Here is an 18,620-nt window from a genome sequence, read left to right as displayed (position 1 = left end):
GGCATGGACGACACCGTGAACGCCGCTGTGAACGCCGCCGCACCGACCGCCGCCGCGCATCCCGGCGCGGCCGCACCCGCCGACTCCGAGTGGCGCCGGCTCAGCCCCTTCACCGTCCGGGTGAGCCTGCTCGCCGTCACCCTGTTCTTCGTGCTGCCGGGGCTGGCCGGCGCCGGGACCACCGCCTTCTTCGGGGCGTTCTGGCCGTGGGGCGCGCTCATCCTGCTGGCCGCCGCACTCCTCACCCTCACCATCGGCGGCGGCGAGGTCTTCCGCTACCGGCTCACCCGCTACCGGGTCACCGAGGAGCGGATGGAGATGCGCTCCGGCGTCATCGCGCGCTCGCACCGCTCCCTGCCCCGGGACCGAATCCGCACCGTGGACGTGGCGGCCTCGCTGTGGGCCCGCCCGTTCGGGCTGTGCCGGGTCACCGTGGGCAGCGGGCAGAGCGGCGACCCCGGCGACGAGCTCACGCTCGACCTGGTCACCGCGGAGGAGGGGCAGCGGCTCCGCCGCGAACTGCTGCGCCGCTCCGCCGGGGCCCCGGCCGCCGCGGAGGCGCGGCCGGAGGGCGCCGCGGCGGACGCCGCCGGGCGGGCCGGCGAGGGCGAACCGGTGGTGCTGGCCGCGCTCGCCCCGCGCTGGTTCCGGTACGGCGCGCTCTCCTGGGGCCCGATGGCGCTGGGCTACGGCGCACTGGCCGCCCTGGCCGGCACCACCGCCCAGATCATCGGCGACTTCGCGAGCGAACTGTTCGTACCGATCGGCATGGGCCTGTACGAGTTCGTCGTGTCCACGGCGCTGGTCACCGTCCCCGCGGCGCTGCTCGGCGTGGTCGCCTTCGGCACCGCCGTCGCGCTCGCGGTGCACGTCGAGGCCTGGTGGGGCTACCGGCTGACCCGGGAGCCCGACGGCACCCTGCTGGTCAAGCGCGGCCTGCTCAACCTCTCCTCGGTCTCCATCGAAGAGCGCCGGCTGCGCGGCGTCGAGCTCTGCGAGTACCTGCCGCTGCGCTGGTTCGGCGCGGCCTCGGTGGCCGCCGTCGCCTCCGGACTCGGCGAGGACCAGCAGAGCAAGGGGCTGGTCCCCAAGCGGACGCTCTCCCCGGACATGCCGCGCGCCGAGGCGGTGCGCACCGCCGGGGACGTGCTGCCCGGCGCCGGGTTCCCGGAACTCGCCCGGCACCCGCGCGCGGCACTGCGCCGCAGGCTGTTCCGCGCGGCCGCCGCCACCGCGGTGCTCACCGCCGCGGCCGGCGCCCCGCTCTGGCTGGTCCCCGCCGTCCCGGCGGACGCCGCCGCCGGCGGCACCGCGGCCGCCGCGGCGCTCTCCGCCCTGCTCTGCGCGCCCTACGCGGTCGGCGCCTACCGCGGCCTCGGCCACGGCCTGGACCGGCGCCTGCTCTACCTGCGCGGCGGCATGGCGGCCCGGTCCACGGTCGCGCTCAAGCGGGAGGCGGTGATCGGCTGGACCGTCACCCGCTCCCCGCTGCAGCGCCGGGCCGGGCTGTCCACCCTCGGCGCCACGGTGGCGGCCGACAGCGGCGTGCACAAGGCCCGCGACATCGGCCACGGGCAGGGCCTCGCCCTCGCCGACGAGGCCGTCCCCGGCCTGCTCGCCCCGTTCCTGATCCGGGACTGAACCGGCGCCTCGGGGGGCGGGCGGCACCGCCGGAGGCCCTCCGCGAGCCGGCGGCCCTGCCCCGGGCGCCCGCCTCCGCGCGGGGCGCTTCTTCCCGCCCGCCCGAGCGGCCGGGAACCCGCCGGCGGAACAGCGCCGGGGCACGGCCGGGCGCCCGTCTCCGCGGGCGGCGGCGGGACCGGCACCGGCCGATCGGCGGCGGCCGGGCGTCCCTCCCCGCGCGGTGTCCTGCCCTGGTCCGGCGCCGCCCCCGGCTCCCCGCTCAACGGCGCCGGGCATGCGGCCGGCCGGGACGCACGCCCCGGAGCACCCGGAGGGAGACGGGTCTCTCCCCGGACGTTCCGCGCACGCGGACGGGACCGGCCCCGCGAGGCGCCGTCCTCGCCTCCTCCCCGGCTCGACCGGCGCCGGGACGGAGACGGCGCAGGGATCGGCGCGGGAGGAGCGGCCCCGCCGGGGTCGGGCTCTCGGCGGACGCCCCGCCCCGGGCCGGCTCAGCCGGCCGGTGCCCGGGGCACCCGGCGCGGCGTGCGCGCCGAGGTGAGCAGGAAGGCCGGGATCACCGCCGCCCCGACCAGCAGGTGGGCGGCGGCCAGGACCGCGACCGTCACCCCGTTGAGCGCGGGGTCGGTCAGCGGCAGGAAGGACGCCGCCAGTACAGCGGCGGCGAGCACGCCCCAGATCCACCGGGCCGCGCGGCCGGCGAACCGCTCCAGCAGGGCCAGCAGCGCCCAGCCGAGCAGCGCCGACACCAGCGGGACCAGCCCGAAGGGGGCCGCGCCCAGCCCCATGGGCTCCGGGGCGAGCGCCCCGGTGCGCATCCCGAAGCTCACCTCCAGCGGGTGGCCGCCGATCGGGACGGCCGCGGTCCACAGCAGCAGCGGCAGCACGACCGCGGCCGCGACGGCCAGCGCGCGGACACGGCGACGGGCCGCCACCGACGGCTCCGGCTTCCGCCCGGCCCCGGCGGCGGGGGCGGTTCCGAGATCACTCACGCCCTGCTCCTCTCTTCGGCGAAGGCCCTGCACGGCAGGCCCCGGCCGACCGTTCCACATCGATGAGCGCCGCCCCGGCGCCCTCGCCCCGGTACTCGGGCCAGTGGCGCGCCGTGCGGAAGGCTGCGACCGCCCGGACCGAATCGGCCGCAGCGAGCCGGGGCCGATCGCGGAGAAGAGCCGGGCCGACGTGGTGCGCGCCCGGCTGTGCTCGGCCTGTCGGCCGTTCGGAAGACGCCCCGAGGTCACTCGCAACAGCAGCAGTTGCAGTTGCAGTCGCAGCCGGCCCAGTCAAAGCACCATTCCTCCCGCTTCTCACCGCTCCATGGTCCGGGATGGGGGTCGCGGCAGCACTGCTGGCAGGTGCAGCACATGAACAGAGCGACCCCGCAGCCGGCGAAGAACCCGCGCTTCTTCGGCGGGTGCCAGATCGCCGGAGTCCTGCAGCACCATTCGCCCTGGTCCTTGAACTTGCGCCGCTCGCCGCCGTCTTCGCCGCCGCCTCCACCGCCCCGGCCGCCGAAGCCCCCGCCGCCACCGCCCCATCCGGAGCCGTCCCCAGAGGAGGGCAGCCCTTCCGGTCCGCCGCCCTGCCGGTAGGGCCCGTGGTGCCCCGGGTTCCGCCACCCGGGATGCTGCGGGTCGTGCGGGTGGCCCGGGTGCCCGGGGTACTGCTGCGGGTGGTGCGGGTGGCGCGGGTGGCGCGGGTCCTGCCCCGGGTACCCCGCGTGGGCGAAGGTCCGCTCCACCGCCCGCCGCAGCTCGTGCACGAGCAGCGCGTGCACCAGCCGGTCGTCGGCGAACTCGGCCTCGCGCAGGGCCAGGGAGACGCCGAGCACCGCGTCGTCGCAGAGCCCGCGGGCCCGATCCACCGGCGTCCCGGTGGCGGCGAGCGGGTTCCACGCCCCCGCCTCCCGGTCCTGCTCCAGGTCCTCCACCGCGTCCAGCAGGTGCGCGACGCGGCCGAACAGCCGGCCCGCCTCGCGCAGCGGACCCGCGTTGCCCGGCCGCCCGGCCAGCAGCGCCGTGTGCGCGAACGCCTCCCCGGTGGCCTCCTCGGTCGGCCGGGTCACCCGCAGGACGTCGGTCCCCTCGGCCGCCGCGGCCTCCGCCTCCCGCTGCCGGTCGGCGACGGCGGCCAGGGCCGACCCGTCGAACCCCAGTCCCTCCCCCGCCGCCAGGGCGCCCGCACCCCAGCGGGCGGCCGCCCGGCGCGCGGCGGTACGCACCCCGGGGCGGGCGTACACCCCGTCGCCGTCCGCCACATGGTCGCTGATCTTCGCCGACGCCAGCAGCAGCGACACCACCGCCGCCAGCCGGGCGCCCTCGCCCTCGGCGACGTCGGCCCGGCGCATGCCGCGCAGCGGGCAGGGCCCCGCCGGGCGCGTGCCGGCGCACTCCTCCGACTGGGCGGCGGCCAGCACCGAGACCACCAGCCCGTCGTAGTTGGTGGCGACCCGGGCCGCCTGCCCGTGGCCGTCGCGCAGCGCCAGGCACAGGCCGCAGAGGTGCCCCATCCACTCGTCCGCGAGAGGGGCGGGAAGGGTGTGGCGGCACGGTCTCAGGATTCCGAACATGTGCGGGCTCTTCTTCGCGGATGGGGAGCGGAACGGCGGTTCAGACGTGCCCCGGGCCGCTCCGGTTCCCGGGCGGATCCGAGCGGGCACCGCCCCCGCGCCCCTCGATCGTTGATGGGAGATCGGTGTCCTGGCCGGTGGCCGTAGGCGATCGGTGGCCGCTCGGCCGGGGCTGCGATCGGCCGGTCGTACCGGATCGCCGCGCACACGCGTCGGCGGGTCCGCGCCCGCAGGCCCTCGGGGGTGCGCGCGGGGCGGCGCTCCGGGCCGAGTCGGTCCTTCGGCGTCCGGACCACCGCCCCGGTGCGCGGCCTGCCCGACCGGTGCGAGCGGTCCCCGGCGCCTCCGGCCCGGCCGTGTCGGCGGCGCGGCCCCGGGCAGCGGGAACGCCGAAGACGGCCGATCGGGGCACGGCTCCCTCCGCGCAGGCTGCGGCGTCCCCGGATACGGACGGACCCCGGACGGAGAGCACCGGCCACCGCCGACCGCTCTCCGAACCGCCCGGGCCCTCTACCGGTGCGCTCCGCCCGAGACCGCGGCCGACTCCGCACCCGTGGCCGTGCGCTGCTCGGTAGGCTGCGCCGGGACGCCGTCCCCGACCCCCGGAGCGACCGACCGCCATGGCCCCGACCGCAGCACCGCTCCGGCGCCGCCTGGCCGCCGCCGCCGCGTGCGCGGCGCTGCTCGCCCCCGCCGCGGCCGCCACCGGGGTCCACCGGCCCGAACCGTCGGCCTACCCCCTGCCCGGCCTGGAGGAGGCCGCGGAGATCCGGGTGGACCGGTGGGGTGTCCCGCACATCTACGCCGAGAGCACCGGCGACCTGTACTTCGCCCAGGGGGTGAACGCCGCCCGGGACCGGCTCTTCCAGATCGACCTGGAGCGCCGGCGCGGCCTCGGGCTGCTCTCCGAGGCGTTCGGCCCGGCCTTCACCGAGCAGGACCGCGCCGCGCGGCTCTTCCTGTACCGCGGAGACATGGAGGCAGAGTGGGCGGCCTACGGGGAGCGGACCCGGCTCGCCGCCCGGCGGTTCGCCGACGGCGTCAACGCCTACATCGACTGGCTGGAAGAGAACCCCGGCCACCTGCCCGCCGAATTCGCCGAACTCGGCCACCGCCCCGGCCGGTGGCGCGCCGAGGACGTGGTGCGGATCCGCTCGTCGGCGCTGACCGGCAACGTGGTCAGCGAGGTGGTACGTGCGCGGACCGCGTGCGCGGCCGGGGTGCGGGCCGACGCGCTGCGCGCGCCGCTCCGCCCGGACGCCGGCCCCGAGGTCCCCGACGGCCTCGACCCGTGCGCGATCCCGCCCGGGGTGCTCGACGACTACCTGCTGGCCACCGCGCCCGCCGACCTGACCCGGCCCTCCCCGCCCGCGCACCCGCCGTCGGCCGCCGAGGGCAGCAACGCCTGGGCCGTCGCACCGGAGCGGACCGGCACCGGCAGGCCGCTCCTGGCCGGCGACCCGCACCGGGCGCTCACCGCGCCCTCCACCCGGTACTTCGCCCACCTCTCCGCGCCCGGCACCGACGTGGCCGGCGCCGGCGACCCGGGCGCGCCCGGGGTGGCCATGGGGCACAACGGCACCGCCGCGTTCGGCCTGACCTACTTCTCCGCCGACGCCGAGGACCTCTACGTCTACCGGCTCCACCCGGACGACCCCGGGCTGTACGCCTACCGGGGCGGCTGGGAGCGGATGCGGCGCACCACCGAGCGGATCCCGGTGCGCGGCGGGGACCCGGTCGAAGTGGAGCTGCTGTTCACCCGGCACGGCCCGGTGGTGCTGGCCGACGGGGCCGGGCGGGCCGCCTACGCGGTGCGCACCGCCTGGAGCGAGCCGGGCACCGCCCCCTACCTGGGGTCGCTGGAGCTGATGCGGGCCCGCGGCGCCGAGGCGTTCGGCGCCGCCCTGTCCGAGTGGGGCGGACCTCCGCTGACCTACCTCTACGCCGACGCCTCGGGGTCGATCGCGCTGGCCGCCGGGGGCCGGGTCCCGGTCCGGGAGGGCTTCGACGGGCTGCTGCCGGTCCCCGGCGACGGCCGCTACGAGTGGTCCGGGTTCGCCCCCGGCTCCGAGCTGCCCGCCGAGCGCGACCCGGCCGCCGGGTTCCTCGCCTCCGCCAACGAGTACCGGCCCGGCCCGGGGGCGCCCGCCGGGTACGAGTGGCCGCCGCCGCTGCGCCACCAGAGGATCACCGAGGCGCTCGCCGCCGACCCGGCGTTCGGCCCCGGCGACGCGATGACGCTGCAGAACGACCGGTACGACCCGGTGTCCGGGCTGCTGCTGCCGTTCCTGGAGGGCCTCGGCCCGCACGGGCGCGGAGACGGGGCCGGGGCGGGCGCCGCCCTGGCGGTGCTGGAGGCATGGGACGGCTCCGCCGCCGAGGACTCGGCGGGCGCCGCGCTCTTCCGGATCTGGGCCTCCCGGCACCTGGCCCCCGCGGTGCGGGAGGCGGCGCTCCCTCCCTCGCCGCTCCCCGACCCCGGCGCCGACCCGGAGGCACTGGCCGCCGCACTGCGCGCGCTGGACCCCGGCGACCGGGACGCGCTGCTCACCGCGACGCTGGCCGGCGCCTACGCGGAGGCGGAGTGGCTGCTCGGCCCGGACCCGGCCCGCTGGCGCTGGGGCGGCCTGCAGCAGACCTGGTTCGCGCACGCCGCCGGCGCGCACCTGGGGCCGTTCCCGCGCGGCGGCGCCCCGCACTCGGTGGACGCCACCGGCCACGGCCCGGCCGACTTCACCCACCACACCGGCGCCAGCGCCCGGATGGTGCTGGACGTGGGCGCCTGGGACGCCTCCCGCGCCGTCAACGCCCCCGGCCAGTCCGGCGACCCGTCGTCACCGCACTACGCCGACCTGCTCCCGATGTGGCGGCGCGGCGACTACTTCCCGCTGCTCTACACCCGGGCCGCGGTGGTCGAGCACACCGAGCGCACGATCCGGCTGCTCCCGGCCCCCTGAAACGGCCCCGGGCGGGGCCCGGTCGGCGCCCCGCTCCTCCCGGAGGCCCGGGGGCCGACCGAAAACCGCGCCGCGCTCCGCCGCCGCGGCCCGCCCGCTCCCGGGGCCGGGGCCGGGGCCGATCGGGGCCACCGGGCCGAGGCGGCCGACCGCGCTCGGCGCGGCACGCCCATATGACCGATTCCAGCGCCGGAACGGCGGCCGAGCCGATAAGGTTCGGACTGCGATCCCCGCCATCCCCACCCTGCGGTACGAGAGAGGCATAGCCGTGTCCGAAACGGTTCGCTTGGTCTGCCCTTCGGGTCGGAAGCACGGCGAGATCTGGAGCGGGTCGGCGCTGGTGGTCCTCGGCGCGATCACCGTCGCGCTCTCCCCGGCGCACTGGGCCAACCTGGTGCTGGGCCTGGTGCTGGCCGCCGCCGGAGCCGCGCTGGTCTGGCACGGGAGCAGGCTGCACTCGCCGGTCCTGGAATTCTCCGACGGGGAGTTCCGCTACGTCCGCGGCCGGTACGTGGTGCGCATCCCCTTCGCCGACATCGGCTCCTACTACCTGCTCACCGGCCGCAACCGCTCGCTGGGCCTGTGCGACCTGACCGGCCGGCCCCGGGCCTTCCCGTCCACCGAGGGCCGCCGGGCCGCCCGGCCGTACCTGCCGCTGACCGGCCTGGCCCCGATCGGCAGGATCGAGATGTTCATGGCCGCCGCGGGCATCCCGCCCCGGGACCGCTCCATCACCTCCGGCGGCACCGGCCGCTGACCGGCGCCGCCGAGGGCACGGACACGGGGAGGGCCCCGCCGGACTCGGCGGGGCCCTCCCCTCGCTTCCGGGGCCGCTCCGGGCGGAGCGGGGCCGGGGTCAGAACTTCAGGCCCTCGGCGTCCTCGCCCATGGAGGCCTCCAGGAACTCCGGGTTCTCCTTCAGCCACGCGCGAGCGCCGGCCTCCGGGTCGTCCTCGTGATCGATCCGAGTGGCCGTCTCCAGCTCCTGAATCTGGCCGTCGTCCAGCTTGAAGTTCTTCATCCACTCGGTGACCTCAGGGAACTCCTCGCTGAAGCCGTCCCGGCCGATGATGTTCATCGTCTCGGCCTCGCCCATCGCGCCCTCGGGGTCCTCCAGGTCCTTGAGCTCGTACTTGGAGTAGGCGATGTGCGGGCGCCAGAGGGTGACCAGGACCGGCTCCTCGTCCTTGATCGCCGTCTCCAGCTCCTCCAGCATTGCCGGGGTGGAGGACTTGACCAGCTCGTACCCCTCCAGGCCGTAGGTGGGGATGGCCTCGTTCTCGGTCTGCTGGACCAGGCCGGACCCGGCCTCGATGCCGACGATGCGCTCGCCGAACATCTCCTCCTTGCCCTTGAGGTCCTCGATGCTGTCCACGTCCTCGACGTACTCCGGGACGGTCAGCTCCAGCGAGGCGTTCTCGTTCCAGACTCCGAGCTTCTCGAGCTTGTCGCCGTACTGGTCCCAGTACTTCCCGTGGGTGGTGGGCAGCCAGACGTCCATGAACATGTCGATGTCGCCGTTGGCGACGCCCTCGAAGGTCGGCGCGACGTCGACCTCCTCGACGGTGACCGTGTACCCCTTCTCCTCGAGGATCACCTTCCACAGGTTCGTGATGGCGATGTCCTCGTCCCAGGGGATCATCGCGATGCTGATCTCCTTGCCGCCGCCGTCGCCCTCCTCCGGGCCGGTGGCGACACCGCCGCCACCGCCGCCGCAGGCTCCGGCGAGCAGGGTGACCGAGGCGGCGACCGCCCCGGCGGTGAGGAAACGGCGGGATCGGATGGCGTTGCGCATGTCCGGTCTCTCCTCTTCGTGCTGGGTGAACGGTTGCCCCGGGGCCGCGTGCGGGTGCGGCCCCGGGGAGCGGGTCATTTGGCCGCGCGCGCGGCGCGGGCCGCCGGGGAGAAGCGGGTGACCGCACCGGTCAGCCGGTCCAGGTAGATCGCCAGCACGACGACGGCGAGGCCGCCCTCGAAGCCGACCGGGATGTTGCCCTGCGCGATACCGGTGTAGACGTCGTTGCCCAGGCCGCCGGCGCCGACCATGCCCGCGATGACGACCATTGACAGGCTCAGCATGATGATCTGGTTGACGCCGGCCATGATGGTGGCCAGGGCCAGCGGCAGCTGGATGCGGCGGAGGATCTGCATCTCCGGGGCACCGAACGCCTCACCCGCCTCGACCAGCTCCTTGTCCACCTGGCGGATGCCCAGCTCGGTCAGGCGCACCCCGGGCGGCATCGCGAAGATGACGGTGGCGATGACGCCGGGCACCGCGCCGATGCTGAAGAAGGCGATCGCGGGCAGCAGGTAGACGAAGGCCGGCAGCGTCTGCATGAAGTCCAGCACCGGCTTGACCACCGCGCTGACCTTGTTGTTCTTCGCCGCCAGGATGCCGATCGGCAGCGAGACCGCGACCGCGACCGCGGTCGCCACGATGATCAGCGCCAGGCTGCTCATCGCGTTGTCCCACTTGTCCATGCTCATGATGAGCAGGAAGCCCAGCACCGTGAAGAGCGCGACCCGCCAGCCGGCCACCACCAGCGCGAGCAGCGCGAACAGCGGCATGACCAGCAGGGACAGTTGTACGCCGACGATGAAGTGCAGGCCCAGGATGACGAAGAGCGCCACCGCGGAGAGCGCGGCCAGCAGCTCCTGGCGGGTGTTGCGGGCGGCGGTGAAGCTGATCACCATCAGGGCCGCGAGCAGCAGCAGCGCGAGCACCAGCGGCGGGTAGACGTACTCCGCGCCGAACAGGCTCATCGCCGGGGTGAACAGCCCGGCCGGCAGCGAGGTGATGACCGCGGCGGCCACCCCTCCGACCAGCTCGGCGACGTAGAGCGCCGCCCACGCCCCGATCGCGATCAGCGTCGGGCGGTACTTGCCGCGGAGGAGCAGCCCGCCGGCGATCACCGCGGCGGCCAGCAGCGTGAACTGGGTCGCCGAGGTCTCGGCGAACAGCCCGTACAGCGCGTCGACGCAGGTCTTGATGACCAGTCCGATGACCTCGAACAGGCCGCTCAGCGTCTCCCGCATCCAGTTGATGCCGGCCTCGAAGGCGTCCCCCACCGGCAGGCGGGGGATGCTCACGGTCAGCGTGCTCACTTGCTTCCCCCTTCCTCTGCGGCGGTCGGCTCTTCGACGGCGGCTCCCTCGCCGCTCTTCTCAGCGCCGTCCTCCGAGTCGCCGCCCTCCGAGCCGGCGCCGTCCGAGTCGCTCTCGGCGTCCTCGGTGCCGCCGGCCTCTTCGCCGCCGGCATCGGCCCCGGCGCCGCCGGCACCGCCATCGGCGGCGTCCCCGCCGCCGTTCTCCTCCGGGGGCGCCAGCGCGGCCAGCAGGGTCCCCCGCGGGATCACCCCGACCAGGCGCTCGTCGCCGTCCACCACGGCCAGCGGGAAGGTGCTCTCCGCGGCCTGGGCGAACAGGTCGGCGATCGCGGTGTCCGGTGCGACCCGCTCGATCCCGGTGTCGACCAGCCCGGAGAGCTCCTTGGCGTTCTCCCGGACGGCCTTGCCGACGGCGCTCTCCTTCAGCCCGCCCACCAGGCGGCGGTCGCGGCGCTGCACGAAGGCGTAGGAGGTCTGGTTCTCCCGCATGGTGCGCAGCGCGGCGCGCGGGCCGTTGTCCGGCGCGACCACCGGGATCGGCGCCTCCATCACGGAGGAGGCGGTGAGCACCCGGGTGCGGTCGACGTCCTCGACGAACTGGGCCACGTAGTCGTTGGCCGGGTCGTTGAGGATCTCCTCCGCGGTGCCGATCTGGGCGGTCCGGCCGTCGCGCAGCACGCAGATCCGGTCGCCCAGCCGCATCGCCTCGTTGAGGTCGTGCGTGATGAAGATGATGGTCTTGCCCAGCGTCTCCTGCAGCTCCAGCAGCTGGGTCTGCATGTCCCTGCGGATCAGCGGGTCCAGGGCGCTGAAGGCCTCGTCCATCAGGATGATGTCGGTGTCGGCGGCGAGCGCGCGGGCCAGGCCGACGCGCTGCTGCATGCCGCCGGAGAGCTGGCCGGGGACCTTGTCCTCCCAGCCGGCCAGGCCGACCATCTCCAGCGCCTCGACCGCCTTGGCCTCCCGGGCCTCGCGCGGGACGCCGCGGACCTCGAGGCCGTAGGCGGCGTTCTCCTTCACCGTGCGGTGCGGGAAGAGCGCGAAGTGCTGGAAGACCATGCTGATCTTCTCGCTGCGCAGCTTGCGCAGCCCCTGCTTGGGCAGCGCGGTGATGTCGGTGCCGTCCACCTCGACCTGCCCCGACGTGGGGGTGAGCAGGCCGTTGAGCATCCGGATCAGGGTCGACTTGCCCGACCCGGACAGGCCCATGACGACGAAGATCTCGCCCGGCTCTACCTCGAAGGAGACGTCGATGACCGCGGCGGTCACGTTCAGGTCGGCGATCTCGTCCCGGTGCCGCCCGTCGGAGAGGAGTTCGACGGCCTTGTCGGCCTTCTTCCCGAACACCTTGTAGAGCTTCTCTGCGCGTACTGCTGGCACGGTCTCCTCTTAGCGTCTTTGCTCGTTCGGGACCGAGGCGGCGCAGTCGTGCTCCCCCGTCTCGCCGGTCCCGCCCCTGCGGGGTGTGCGAGCGAAACGGCACGGAGCCGAGAAGCGCCGTGCGGGACCGCCCCCTCGGACCCGCCGGCGTGCACCGCGGCTTGAGCCGACCTCCGCGCCTTAAGTCCTTTTTATGGCGTTAAGCAACTTTAGCGAGATAAGCTGTTCGGCCTTTCACAAAAGGTCACGCCCAAGTAACACGTTTAACCTGGTCCAGACCTCGATCCCAAGGCGAGCCGCCTCCGCCGCTCCCGACCACCCCTCGGATAGTGATCTACATCACCCACTATCCGAGAGTGAACTGCGTCACAAATACTCCAGCAAAGCGGCTCTGACCGCTACACTCCGGACACTTCCGACCCGAAACCGTAATCGGCCCGGCGCCCCTTGCTCCGGTCGCATACAGTCGGAAGGGTGACGCACTCGCGGATAGTCGCCATACTCACCGTCGCGGCGTTCGCCGCCGCGATGTGGATCATCGAGATCGCCGACACCCTCTTCGGCGGTGCGCTCGACGCGGCCTTCGGTCTGCGCTCCTGGGACCTCGGCGCACCCTGGACCGTGCTGACCGCCCCCTTCATGCACGCCGACTTCACCCACCTGATGAGCAACACGGTGCCGCTCCTGGTGCTGGGGGCGCTGGTGGCGTTCAGCGGCCTGAGCCGGTTCGTGTGGACCACCCTCATCGTGATGGCGGTCAGCGGCATCGGCACCTGGCTGCTCTCCGCCCCGGGCACGCTCACCGTCGGCGCCAGCGGCCTGGTCTTCGGCTACTTCGGCTACACCGTGCTGCGCGGCATCGTGGAGCGCAAGACGGTCGACATCGTCATCATGATCAGCGTCGTCATCTTCTACGGCACGCTGATCTGGGGCGTCCTGCCGCAGTCGGCGGGCGTCTCCTGGCAGGCCCACCTCTTCGGCTTCCTCGGCGGGCTGCTCGCCGCCTGGATCCTGCCCACCCGCACCCGCCCCGCCCCCTCGGTCCAGGGCGGCTACGGCCCCTACCCCGACTACCGGTACTGACCGGCGGCGGGGACGGGAAGAGGGCGGGGCGGCCGTCGGCCGCCCCGCCCTCTTCCCGTCCCCGCCGCGCTCAGATCTCCGCGCGGCTGAAGTTCAGGTAGGCCCGCGACGGCGTCGGCCCCCGCTGCCCCTGGTAGCGCGACCCGTACCGGTCCGACCCGTAGGGGTGCTCGGCCGGGGAGGCCAGCCGGAACATGCACAGCTGCCCGATCTTCATCCCCGGGTACAGCTTCATCGGCAGCGTCGCCACGTTGGACAGCTCCAGCGTCACGTGCCCGGAGAAGCCGGGGTCGATGAAGCCCGCGGTCGAGTGGGTCAGCAGCCCGAGCCGCCCCAGCGAGCTCTTCCCCTCCAGCCGGCTGGCGATGTCCTCCGGCAGCGTCACCACCTCGTAGGTGGACGCCAGCACGAACTCCCCCGGGTGCAGGATGAACTCGCTGTCCGCCCCCACCTCGACCAGCCGGGTCAGGTCCGGCTGCTCCACCGCCGGATCGATGTGCGGATACCGGTGGTTCTCGAACACGCGAAAGAACCGGTCCAGCCGGACGTCGATGCTCGACGGCTGGATCATCCCCGGGTCGTACGGGTCGATCTTCACCCGCCCGGACTCGATTTCGGACCTGATATCCCGATCAGAGAGCAGCACGCTCCAGAACCTACCTGCTGCGCCCCCCTGCTCCGGGCGCCCCGGCCCGCCGCACCCCGCCCGCCGTGTTCCCGATCGCCCGCGGCATCGGGTAAGCTGTCCGGCGAAGGACAGCCCAACGGCTGCCCATGCGGATGTAGTTCAATGGTAGAACTTCAGCTTCCCAAGCTGATAACGCGGGTTCGATTCCCGTCATCCGCTCCAGAGCATGAAAGGCCAGGTCGCTCCGGTTAAACCGGGGGCCTGGCCTTACTGCTTTCCGGGGGTATGCGGCGTCCCCCGTGCCGCATACGCGCCGCGCCCGGAGGAGTCCCGCTCCGGCGCCGCCCTCTTCGGTGCCGTCCGGCCCCGCGGGCGGGCCGGCGGCCCCGCGTCAAGAGCGCGTATGGAACGGATCCCCCTTCTGGACTCCCCGGGTCCGGCGGACTAGATTTAATTGCGCCATGGCAACCAATGCAGATGAGCACAAGAATCAGGGAGAGCGGCTGCTGGCGGTGCTGCGCTCCCTGCAGCGCGACACGGTGCCCAGCCTCGTCCGGGTCAATGAGGACGAAGACCTGTCGCTCATCGATATCGCCCTGCTCCAGACGCTCGACCACGACCGCGCGCCGTTCCCGGGGGACCCCACCCTCAAAGAGCTCGCGGCGGTACTCGGCCGCTCCACATCGCGGACGAGCCGCCTGGTCGACCGCTTGGTGCGGCGCGGTCTCGTAGAGCGCTACGAGGACGGCGCCGACCGCCGGGTCAGGCGGGTGCGCCTCGCCGACGGGGGCCACGCGGTGCTGGGACGCATCGCCCGCACCCGGGTGGAGGCGCAGTCCGAACTGTGGACCCACCTGACGGCGGAGGAGTTGGAATCCGTGGTGGGCGCGATGGAGCTGCTCGCCGCGGCGGCGCGCAGGATGAGGAGTGAACGCGATGCACGTGGTCGGCCTGAGTGAGATCGACGCCGGCATGATCGGCCTGGTCGGAGGCAAGGCCGCCGGCCTGGGCGAGATGATCGCCGCCGGCGAGCGCGTCCCGCCCGGCTTCTGCCTGACCACCGAGGCGCACCGGGCGGGCGCGATCCCCGAGGACGCACTGGCCCGCGCCTACGAGCGGCTGGGCGGAGGCCGGGTGGCGGTGCGCTCCAGCGCCACCGCCGAAGACCTGCCCGACGCCAGCTTCGCCGGGCAGCAGGACACCATCCTCAACGTAGAGGGCACCGAAGAACTGGTGGAGGCGGTCCGCCGGTGCTGGGAGTCACTGGACTCCGAGCGCGCGGTGGCCTACCGCCGGGACAACGAGATCGGCGGCGACGACGTGCACATGGCCGTCGTCGTGCAGCGGATGGTCGACGCGGACACCGCCGGGGTGCTGTTCACCGCCGACCCGCTCAGCGGCAGCCGGTCGGTCATGGTCGCCGACGCCGTGCGCGGGCTGGGCACCGCGGTGGTCGACGGCAGCGCCGAACCGGACCACTACGAAATGGGCCCCGAAGGGATCGACGGCCCCGAGGACGGCTGCCTCACCCGCGCCCGGGTGGAAGAGCTGCGCGCCGCCGGCGAACGGCTGCAGCGGCACTTCGGCTCACCGCAGGACGCCGAATGGGCCTACGACGCCGACGGCGTGCTGTGGCTGCTGCAGTCCCGCGCGATCACCACCCTGTTCCCGCTCCCCGACGACGCGGGCCTGCCCCGGCCCCGCGCCTACATGGAGGTCGGCAACATCCAAGGGCTGCTCCGCCCGCTCACCCCGATGGGGATGTCCATGATGGACGCGATGATGGAGGAGTGGGTCGGGTCCTACGTGAAGGACCGCCGCACGGGCGGCACCGCGCGGCTGATGGCGGGCGTCGGCGACCGCCTCTACCTCGACATGACCGACCTCCTCCGCAACAAGAGGATGCGGCCGCGCCTGCCCTCGATGGCGGACATCTACGGCCCCCGGGCGAAGGCCGGTATCGAGCACCTGCTGAAAGACCCCCGGTTCTCACCGGTCAAGGGCATGCCGTTCAGCTTCGGGCCGACGGTCCGCCTGGCCCTGCGGTACGCCCTCCCCGCGGTGGCCGGCATCGTCCGCGCGGTGGCCAGGCCGGAGCAGGCGAGAGCCCAGGTGGACCGGGGCATCCGCATCCTCCGCGAGGAGAGCGCCGCGCCCCCGCCCACCGGGGCCACCGCCGCCGAGCGGCTCAGGTTCGTCGAGAACAGCAGCGGCGACGACGCGATGTTCCGCGGGATCATGGAACTGATGTGGCCGCTGTTCACCGGCATCATCCTGACCACGGCCCCGGGCGCGGTGCTCAAGGGCATCGTCACCGAGGAGGAGGCGGACACCGCACTGGGCGGCATGCCGCACAACGTCACCACCCAGATGGACATGGCCCTGTGGGGCATGGCCGTCCGCGCACGCGAGCACCGCGACCTCTTCCTGCGGACCCCGCCCGAGGAACTGGCGGAGAAGTACCGGGCCGGCACCCTCCCCGACATCGGCCTGGAGGAGTTCCTCCAGGTCTACGGGCACCGGGCCGCCGCCGAAGTGGACATCGGCATGCCCCGGTGGGGCGACGACCCCTCACCGCTGTTCGGCACCATCGCCAACTACCTGCGGGTGGACGACCCCGAGCAGGCCCCGGACCGCCGGTTCGCCCGCGCGGCCGAGCGTGCCGAGGCGGTCATCGCCGAGGTCGAGCGGCGAGTGCGCCGCCGGCACCGGATCCGCGGCCGCCTCGGGCTGTTCCTGATGCGCCGCTCCCGGGAGCTGACCGGGCTCCGCGAGATCGCCAAGTTCGGCTGGCTCATCCCCTACTGGACGACCCGCCGCCAGCTGGTCCTGATCGGCGAGGAGCTGGCCGCCCGCGGGCTCCTGGAGGAACCCGGCGACATCATGTTCCTGAAACTCCCCGAGGTCCACACCGCGCTGGAGCAGGGCGCCGACCACCGGGACACGGTGGCCGGGCGCCGGGCGTTCTACCGGCGCGAGCTGCGCCGCCCGACGGTGCCCTCCCTGCTGCTCTCGGACGGCACCGACGTGGAGGCGCTGATCCCGGCGCCCCCGCCGGTGGAGGGCGCGATGATGGGCAAGCCCGCGGCCGCAGGACAGGCCACCGGCAGAGCCCGGGTGGTGCGCGACCCGGCGGGAGCGCACCTGGAACCGGGCGAGATCCTGGTGGCCCCGACCACCGACCCCGGCTGGACACCGCTGTTCATGACCGCGGCGGGACTGGTCACCGAGACGGGGTCGCCGATCGCGCACGGGCCGACGGTGGCCCGCGAGTACGGCATCCCCGCGGTGATCTGCCTGCACGACGCCACCCGGCGGATCAAGGACGGCGACCTGATCACCATCGACGGCACGGCCGGGACCGTGATGCCGGTGGAAGAGGACGGGGACGGCGGGGACGGCGGGGACGGCCCGCAGCAAGCCGCCGGCCGCGAACCCGAGCACGCCGACCGGAACTGACCCGGGACCGGCCCGGGGAGGACGGCCCCGCGGCCGGTCCCGACACCGCCGTCCGCTCTCCGCCCCGGCGCCCCTGGCCCCTGTCGGCCGTCCCCAGAGGCGCACCGCCCATTCCCCGCCGGCCCGAAAGCCGGTAGGAAATAGCCCATGCCCCCTCAGCGACGCGGCGACCGCCGCACCGGCGTGCGCCGGGACCACCACGTCAAGCTCAGCCTCAGCGCAGAAGAGCACGAACTGCTCTCCCGCGCCGCCACCGACCACGACATGACACTGGGCGGCTTCGCCGCCCACGCCTGCCTCGGCGTCGCCCGCACGACACTCGAGACCACCCCCGGCCGGCGCGAAGCCATGATCGCCCTCAACGACGGCATCATCGCCCTGGACGCCCTCGCCGAACGCCTCCACGCCGACGGCACCACCCCCGAGCTGCTGCAGCGGGCCGCCACCGCCATCGGCACCCTCGAAGACGCCTGCGAGGCCCTCCAGAAGAGCGCCCGGCCATGATCGCCAAAGTCATGCGCGGCGGCGACACCCGCGGCCTGCTCGACTACCTCTACGGCCCCGGACGCGCCAACGAGCACAGCGACCCCCACCTCGTAGCCGCCTGGCGCACCTGGGGCGTCCACGACCCCGGCCCCGCCCCCGACCCCGGCCCCGAGCTGGCACGCCTGGCCGACCGCCTCGACCGCTTCGTCCTGCCCGGCCGGCCCCGCCACGTCTGGCACTGCGCCGTGCGCATCGCCCACACCGACCGCGCCCTGACCGACGCCGAATGGGCCTCCATCGCCGGCGACCTCGTCGACGCCGCCGGCATCGCCCCCCGCGGCGACTCCCGCGCCTGCCGCTGGATCGCCGTACGCCACGACGGCGACGAAAGCCACCACATCCACCTGGTCGCCACCCTGGCCCGCCAGGACGGGACCCTGCCGCGCATCCACAACGACGCCCTGCGCCTGCGCAACGGCTGCCGGCGGATCGAGCAGCGGCTCGGACTGCGCCCCACCGCCCCCGCCGACCGCACCGCCGCCCCCCACCCCACCCGCGCCGAACAGGAGCGCGCCCGCCGTGCAGGCCGCACCGAGCCCTCCCGCACCGGACTGGCCCGCCTCGCCCGGCGCTCCGCCGCCACCAGCGGCAGCGACACGGACTTCTTCGACGCCCTCAGCGCCGGCGGCGCACTGGTGCACCACCACCGCACCCGCGGCACACTGGACGGCTACGCCCTGGCCTGGCCCCACGACCGCACCGCCGCCGGAGCACCGGTGTGGTTCTCCGGCTCCAAACTCGCCCCCGACCTCTCACTGGCCCGCGTCCGTGCCCGCTTCACCACCCCCGACCGCGACCCCGACCCCGGCTGGCCCGGCCTGGTCCTGGCGCTGCAGGCCGCACACGCCCAATGGGCGGACCACGGCCCCGACCGGCGCGCCGCCACAGCCGCCGCCCTGGGCGACGCGCTCAGCGCCGCCGCCACCGCCCCCTCCGACATCGCCGCCGCCCTGGGCCGGGCCGAACACGCGTGGGCACACGCCGCCCGACCGCCCCTGCGCGCCGCCGACCACCCCGCCGCACGCACACTGCGCCAAGCCGCCCGCCGCCTGCCCGGCACACCCGCCCGCCCCGGCGAGACCGCCCGCACCCGCGAAGAGATCACGGCCCTGGCGCTCGCCGTGGCCCGCTGGTGCGCCGAACACGGCTGGCGCCCCCAGGCCGCGGCGGCGCGCGCCGCCCTCGACGCCCTCCGCACGTGATCACCTCCGGCGGGTCGGGGTCGGGGGCGGGGGCGGGGTTCAGGC

14 protein-coding genes and 1 tRNA gene are annotated in these 18,620 nt (G+C 74.6%); 9 read left to right on the top strand and 6 right to left on the bottom strand.

Features of this window, described 5'->3' with window-relative positions; translation table 11 throughout:
* Nucleotides 1–3: 3 nt before the first annotated feature.
* Nucleotides 4–1,641: a PH domain-containing protein gene (locus J0910_RS03075; RefSeq protein WP_420156980.1), complete on the top strand. Its 1,638-nt coding sequence runs from the start codon at nt 4–6 to the stop codon at nt 1,639–1,641.
* Between the two features lie 494 nt (nt 1,642–2,135).
* Here the strand turns inward: J0910_RS03075 and J0910_RS03070 are convergent, their stop codons facing one another.
* Both J0910_RS03070 and J0910_RS03065 read right to left on the bottom strand, forming a co-directional pair.
* Complete coding sequence (locus tag J0910_RS03070) at nt 2,136–2,636, bottom strand: DUF6069 family protein (RefSeq protein WP_420156979.1); 501 nt, start codon at nt 2,634–2,636, stop codon at nt 2,136–2,138.
* Nucleotides 2,637–2,881: 245 nt separating this feature from the next.
* Nucleotides 2,882–4,213 (bottom strand): DUF5685 family protein, encoded by a 1,332-nt coding sequence (locus J0910_RS03065; RefSeq protein ID WP_420156978.1) that lies wholly within the window; start codon nt 4,211–4,213, stop codon nt 2,882–2,884.
* A gap of 620 nt (nt 4,214–4,833) precedes the next feature.
* Here J0910_RS03065 and J0910_RS03060 point away from each other — a divergent pair.
* Together J0910_RS03060 and J0910_RS03055 are read left to right on the top strand one after the other, a co-directional pair.
* Complete coding sequence (locus J0910_RS03060; protein WP_420156977.1) at nt 4,834–7,170, top strand: penicillin acylase family protein; 2,337 nt, start codon at nt 4,834–4,836, stop codon at nt 7,168–7,170.
* A 268-nt stretch (nt 7,171–7,438) separates the two neighbouring features.
* The gene (locus tag J0910_RS03055; RefSeq protein WP_420156976.1) at nt 7,439–7,927 is read left to right on the top strand and encodes a hypothetical protein; all 489 of its coding nucleotides are present in this window, start codon (nt 7,439–7,441) and stop codon (nt 7,925–7,927) included.
* Between the two features lie 99 nt (nt 7,928–8,026).
* On the opposite strand, the gene J0910_RS03050 is transcribed toward J0910_RS03055, so the two are convergent.
* The 3 genes from J0910_RS03050 to J0910_RS03040 all read right to left on the bottom strand — a co-directional run bounded on the left by J0910_RS03050 (nt 8,027) and on the right by J0910_RS03040 (nt 11,624).
* Entirely contained in the window at nt 8,027–8,965 is a 939-nt protein-coding gene (locus J0910_RS03050; RefSeq protein WP_420156975.1) for a glycine betaine ABC transporter substrate-binding protein, read from the bottom strand.
* 74 nt (nt 8,966–9,039) lie between these two features.
* On the bottom strand, nt 9,040–10,275 hold the full coding sequence (locus tag J0910_RS03045; protein WP_420156974.1) for an ABC transporter permease: 1,236 nt from the start codon (nt 10,273–10,275) through the stop codon (nt 9,040–9,042).
* Nucleotides 10,272–11,624, bottom strand: coding sequence for a quaternary amine ABC transporter ATP-binding protein (locus J0910_RS03040; protein ID WP_420161875.1), 1,353 nt, complete (start codon nt 11,622–11,624; stop codon nt 10,272–10,274). Before J0910_RS03040 ends, J0910_RS03045 begins: the two co-directional genes overlap by 4 nt.
* Nucleotides 11,625–12,131: 507 nt before the next feature.
* On the opposite strand from J0910_RS03040, the gene J0910_RS03035 reads away from it, so the two are divergent.
* Nucleotides 12,132–12,740, top strand: coding sequence for a rhomboid family intramembrane serine protease (locus J0910_RS03035; RefSeq protein WP_420156973.1), 609 nt, complete (start codon nt 12,132–12,134; stop codon nt 12,738–12,740).
* 70 nt (nt 12,741–12,810) lie between these two features.
* On the opposite strand, the gene dcd is transcribed toward J0910_RS03035, so the two are convergent.
* A complete protein-coding gene (dcd, locus tag J0910_RS03030; RefSeq protein WP_420156972.1) occupies nt 12,811–13,386 on the bottom strand; it encodes a dCTP deaminase in 576 nt (191 codons plus the stop codon).
* A 130-nt stretch (nt 13,387–13,516) separates the two neighbouring features.
* Between dcd and J0910_RS03025 the strand changes: the two genes are divergently transcribed.
* The 5 genes from J0910_RS03025 to J0910_RS03005 all read left to right on the top strand — a co-directional run bounded on the left by J0910_RS03025 (nt 13,517) and on the right by J0910_RS03005 (nt 18,575).
* A tRNA-Gly gene (locus J0910_RS03025) sits at nt 13,517–13,590 on the top strand.
* A 239-nt stretch (nt 13,591–13,829) separates the two neighbouring features.
* The gene (locus J0910_RS03020) at nt 13,830–14,327 is read left to right on the top strand and encodes a MarR family winged helix-turn-helix transcriptional regulator (RefSeq protein WP_420156971.1); all 498 of its coding nucleotides are present in this window, start codon (nt 13,830–13,832) and stop codon (nt 14,325–14,327) included.
* Nucleotides 14,305–16,827, top strand: a complete 2,523-nt coding sequence (locus J0910_RS03015; protein WP_420161874.1) for a PEP/pyruvate-binding domain-containing protein — start codon at nt 14,305–14,307, stop codon at nt 16,825–16,827. The genes J0910_RS03020 and J0910_RS03015 overlap by 23 nt, the downstream gene beginning before the upstream one ends.
* 147 nt (nt 16,828–16,974) lie before the next feature.
* Complete coding sequence (locus J0910_RS03010; protein ID WP_420156970.1) at nt 16,975–17,331, top strand: hypothetical protein; 357 nt, start codon at nt 16,975–16,977, stop codon at nt 17,329–17,331.
* Entirely contained in the window at nt 17,328–18,575 is a 1,248-nt protein-coding gene (locus J0910_RS03005; RefSeq protein ID WP_420156969.1) for a relaxase/mobilization nuclease domain-containing protein, read from the top strand. The genes J0910_RS03010 and J0910_RS03005 overlap by 4 nt, the downstream gene beginning before the upstream one ends.
* The last annotated feature ends 45 nt before the right edge of the window (nt 18,576–18,620 follow it).

Source organism: Nocardiopsis oceanisediminis, assembly GCF_048595525.1.
GTDB lineage: Bacteria > Actinomycetota > Actinomycetes > Streptosporangiales > Streptosporangiaceae > Nocardiopsis_A > Nocardiopsis_A oceanisediminis.
The sequence above is the reverse complement of the archived record's forward strand: the minus strand, read 5'-3'. Positions and strand labels throughout refer to the sequence as shown.

Coding starts and splice junctions, on each gene's coding strand:
- J0910_RS03005 (WP_420156969.1), top strand. CDS start 17,328: ATGATCGCCAAAGTCATGCGCGGCGGCGACACCCGCGGCCTGCTCGAC.
- J0910_RS03015 (WP_420161874.1), top strand. CDS start 14,305: ATGCACGTGGTCGGCCTGAGTGAGATCGACGCCGGCATGATCGGCCTG.
- J0910_RS03010 (WP_420156970.1), top strand. CDS start 16,975: ATGCCCCCTCAGCGACGCGGCGACCGCCGCACCGGCGTGCGCCGGGAC.
- J0910_RS03060 (WP_420156977.1), top strand. CDS start 4,834: ATGGCCCCGACCGCAGCACCGCTCCGGCGCCGCCTGGCCGCCGCCGCC.
- J0910_RS03020 (WP_420156971.1), top strand. CDS start 13,830: ATGGCAACCAATGCAGATGAGCACAAGAATCAGGGAGAGCGGCTGCTG.
- J0910_RS03050 (WP_420156975.1), bottom strand. CDS start 8,965: ATGCGCAACGCCATCCGATCCCGCCGTTTCCTCACCGCCGGGGCGGTC.
- J0910_RS03075 (WP_420156980.1), top strand. CDS start 4: ATGGACGACACCGTGAACGCCGCTGTGAACGCCGCCGCACCGACCGCC.
- J0910_RS03065 (WP_420156978.1), bottom strand. CDS start 4,213: ATGTTCGGAATCCTGAGACCGTGCCGCCACACCCTTCCCGCCCCTCTC.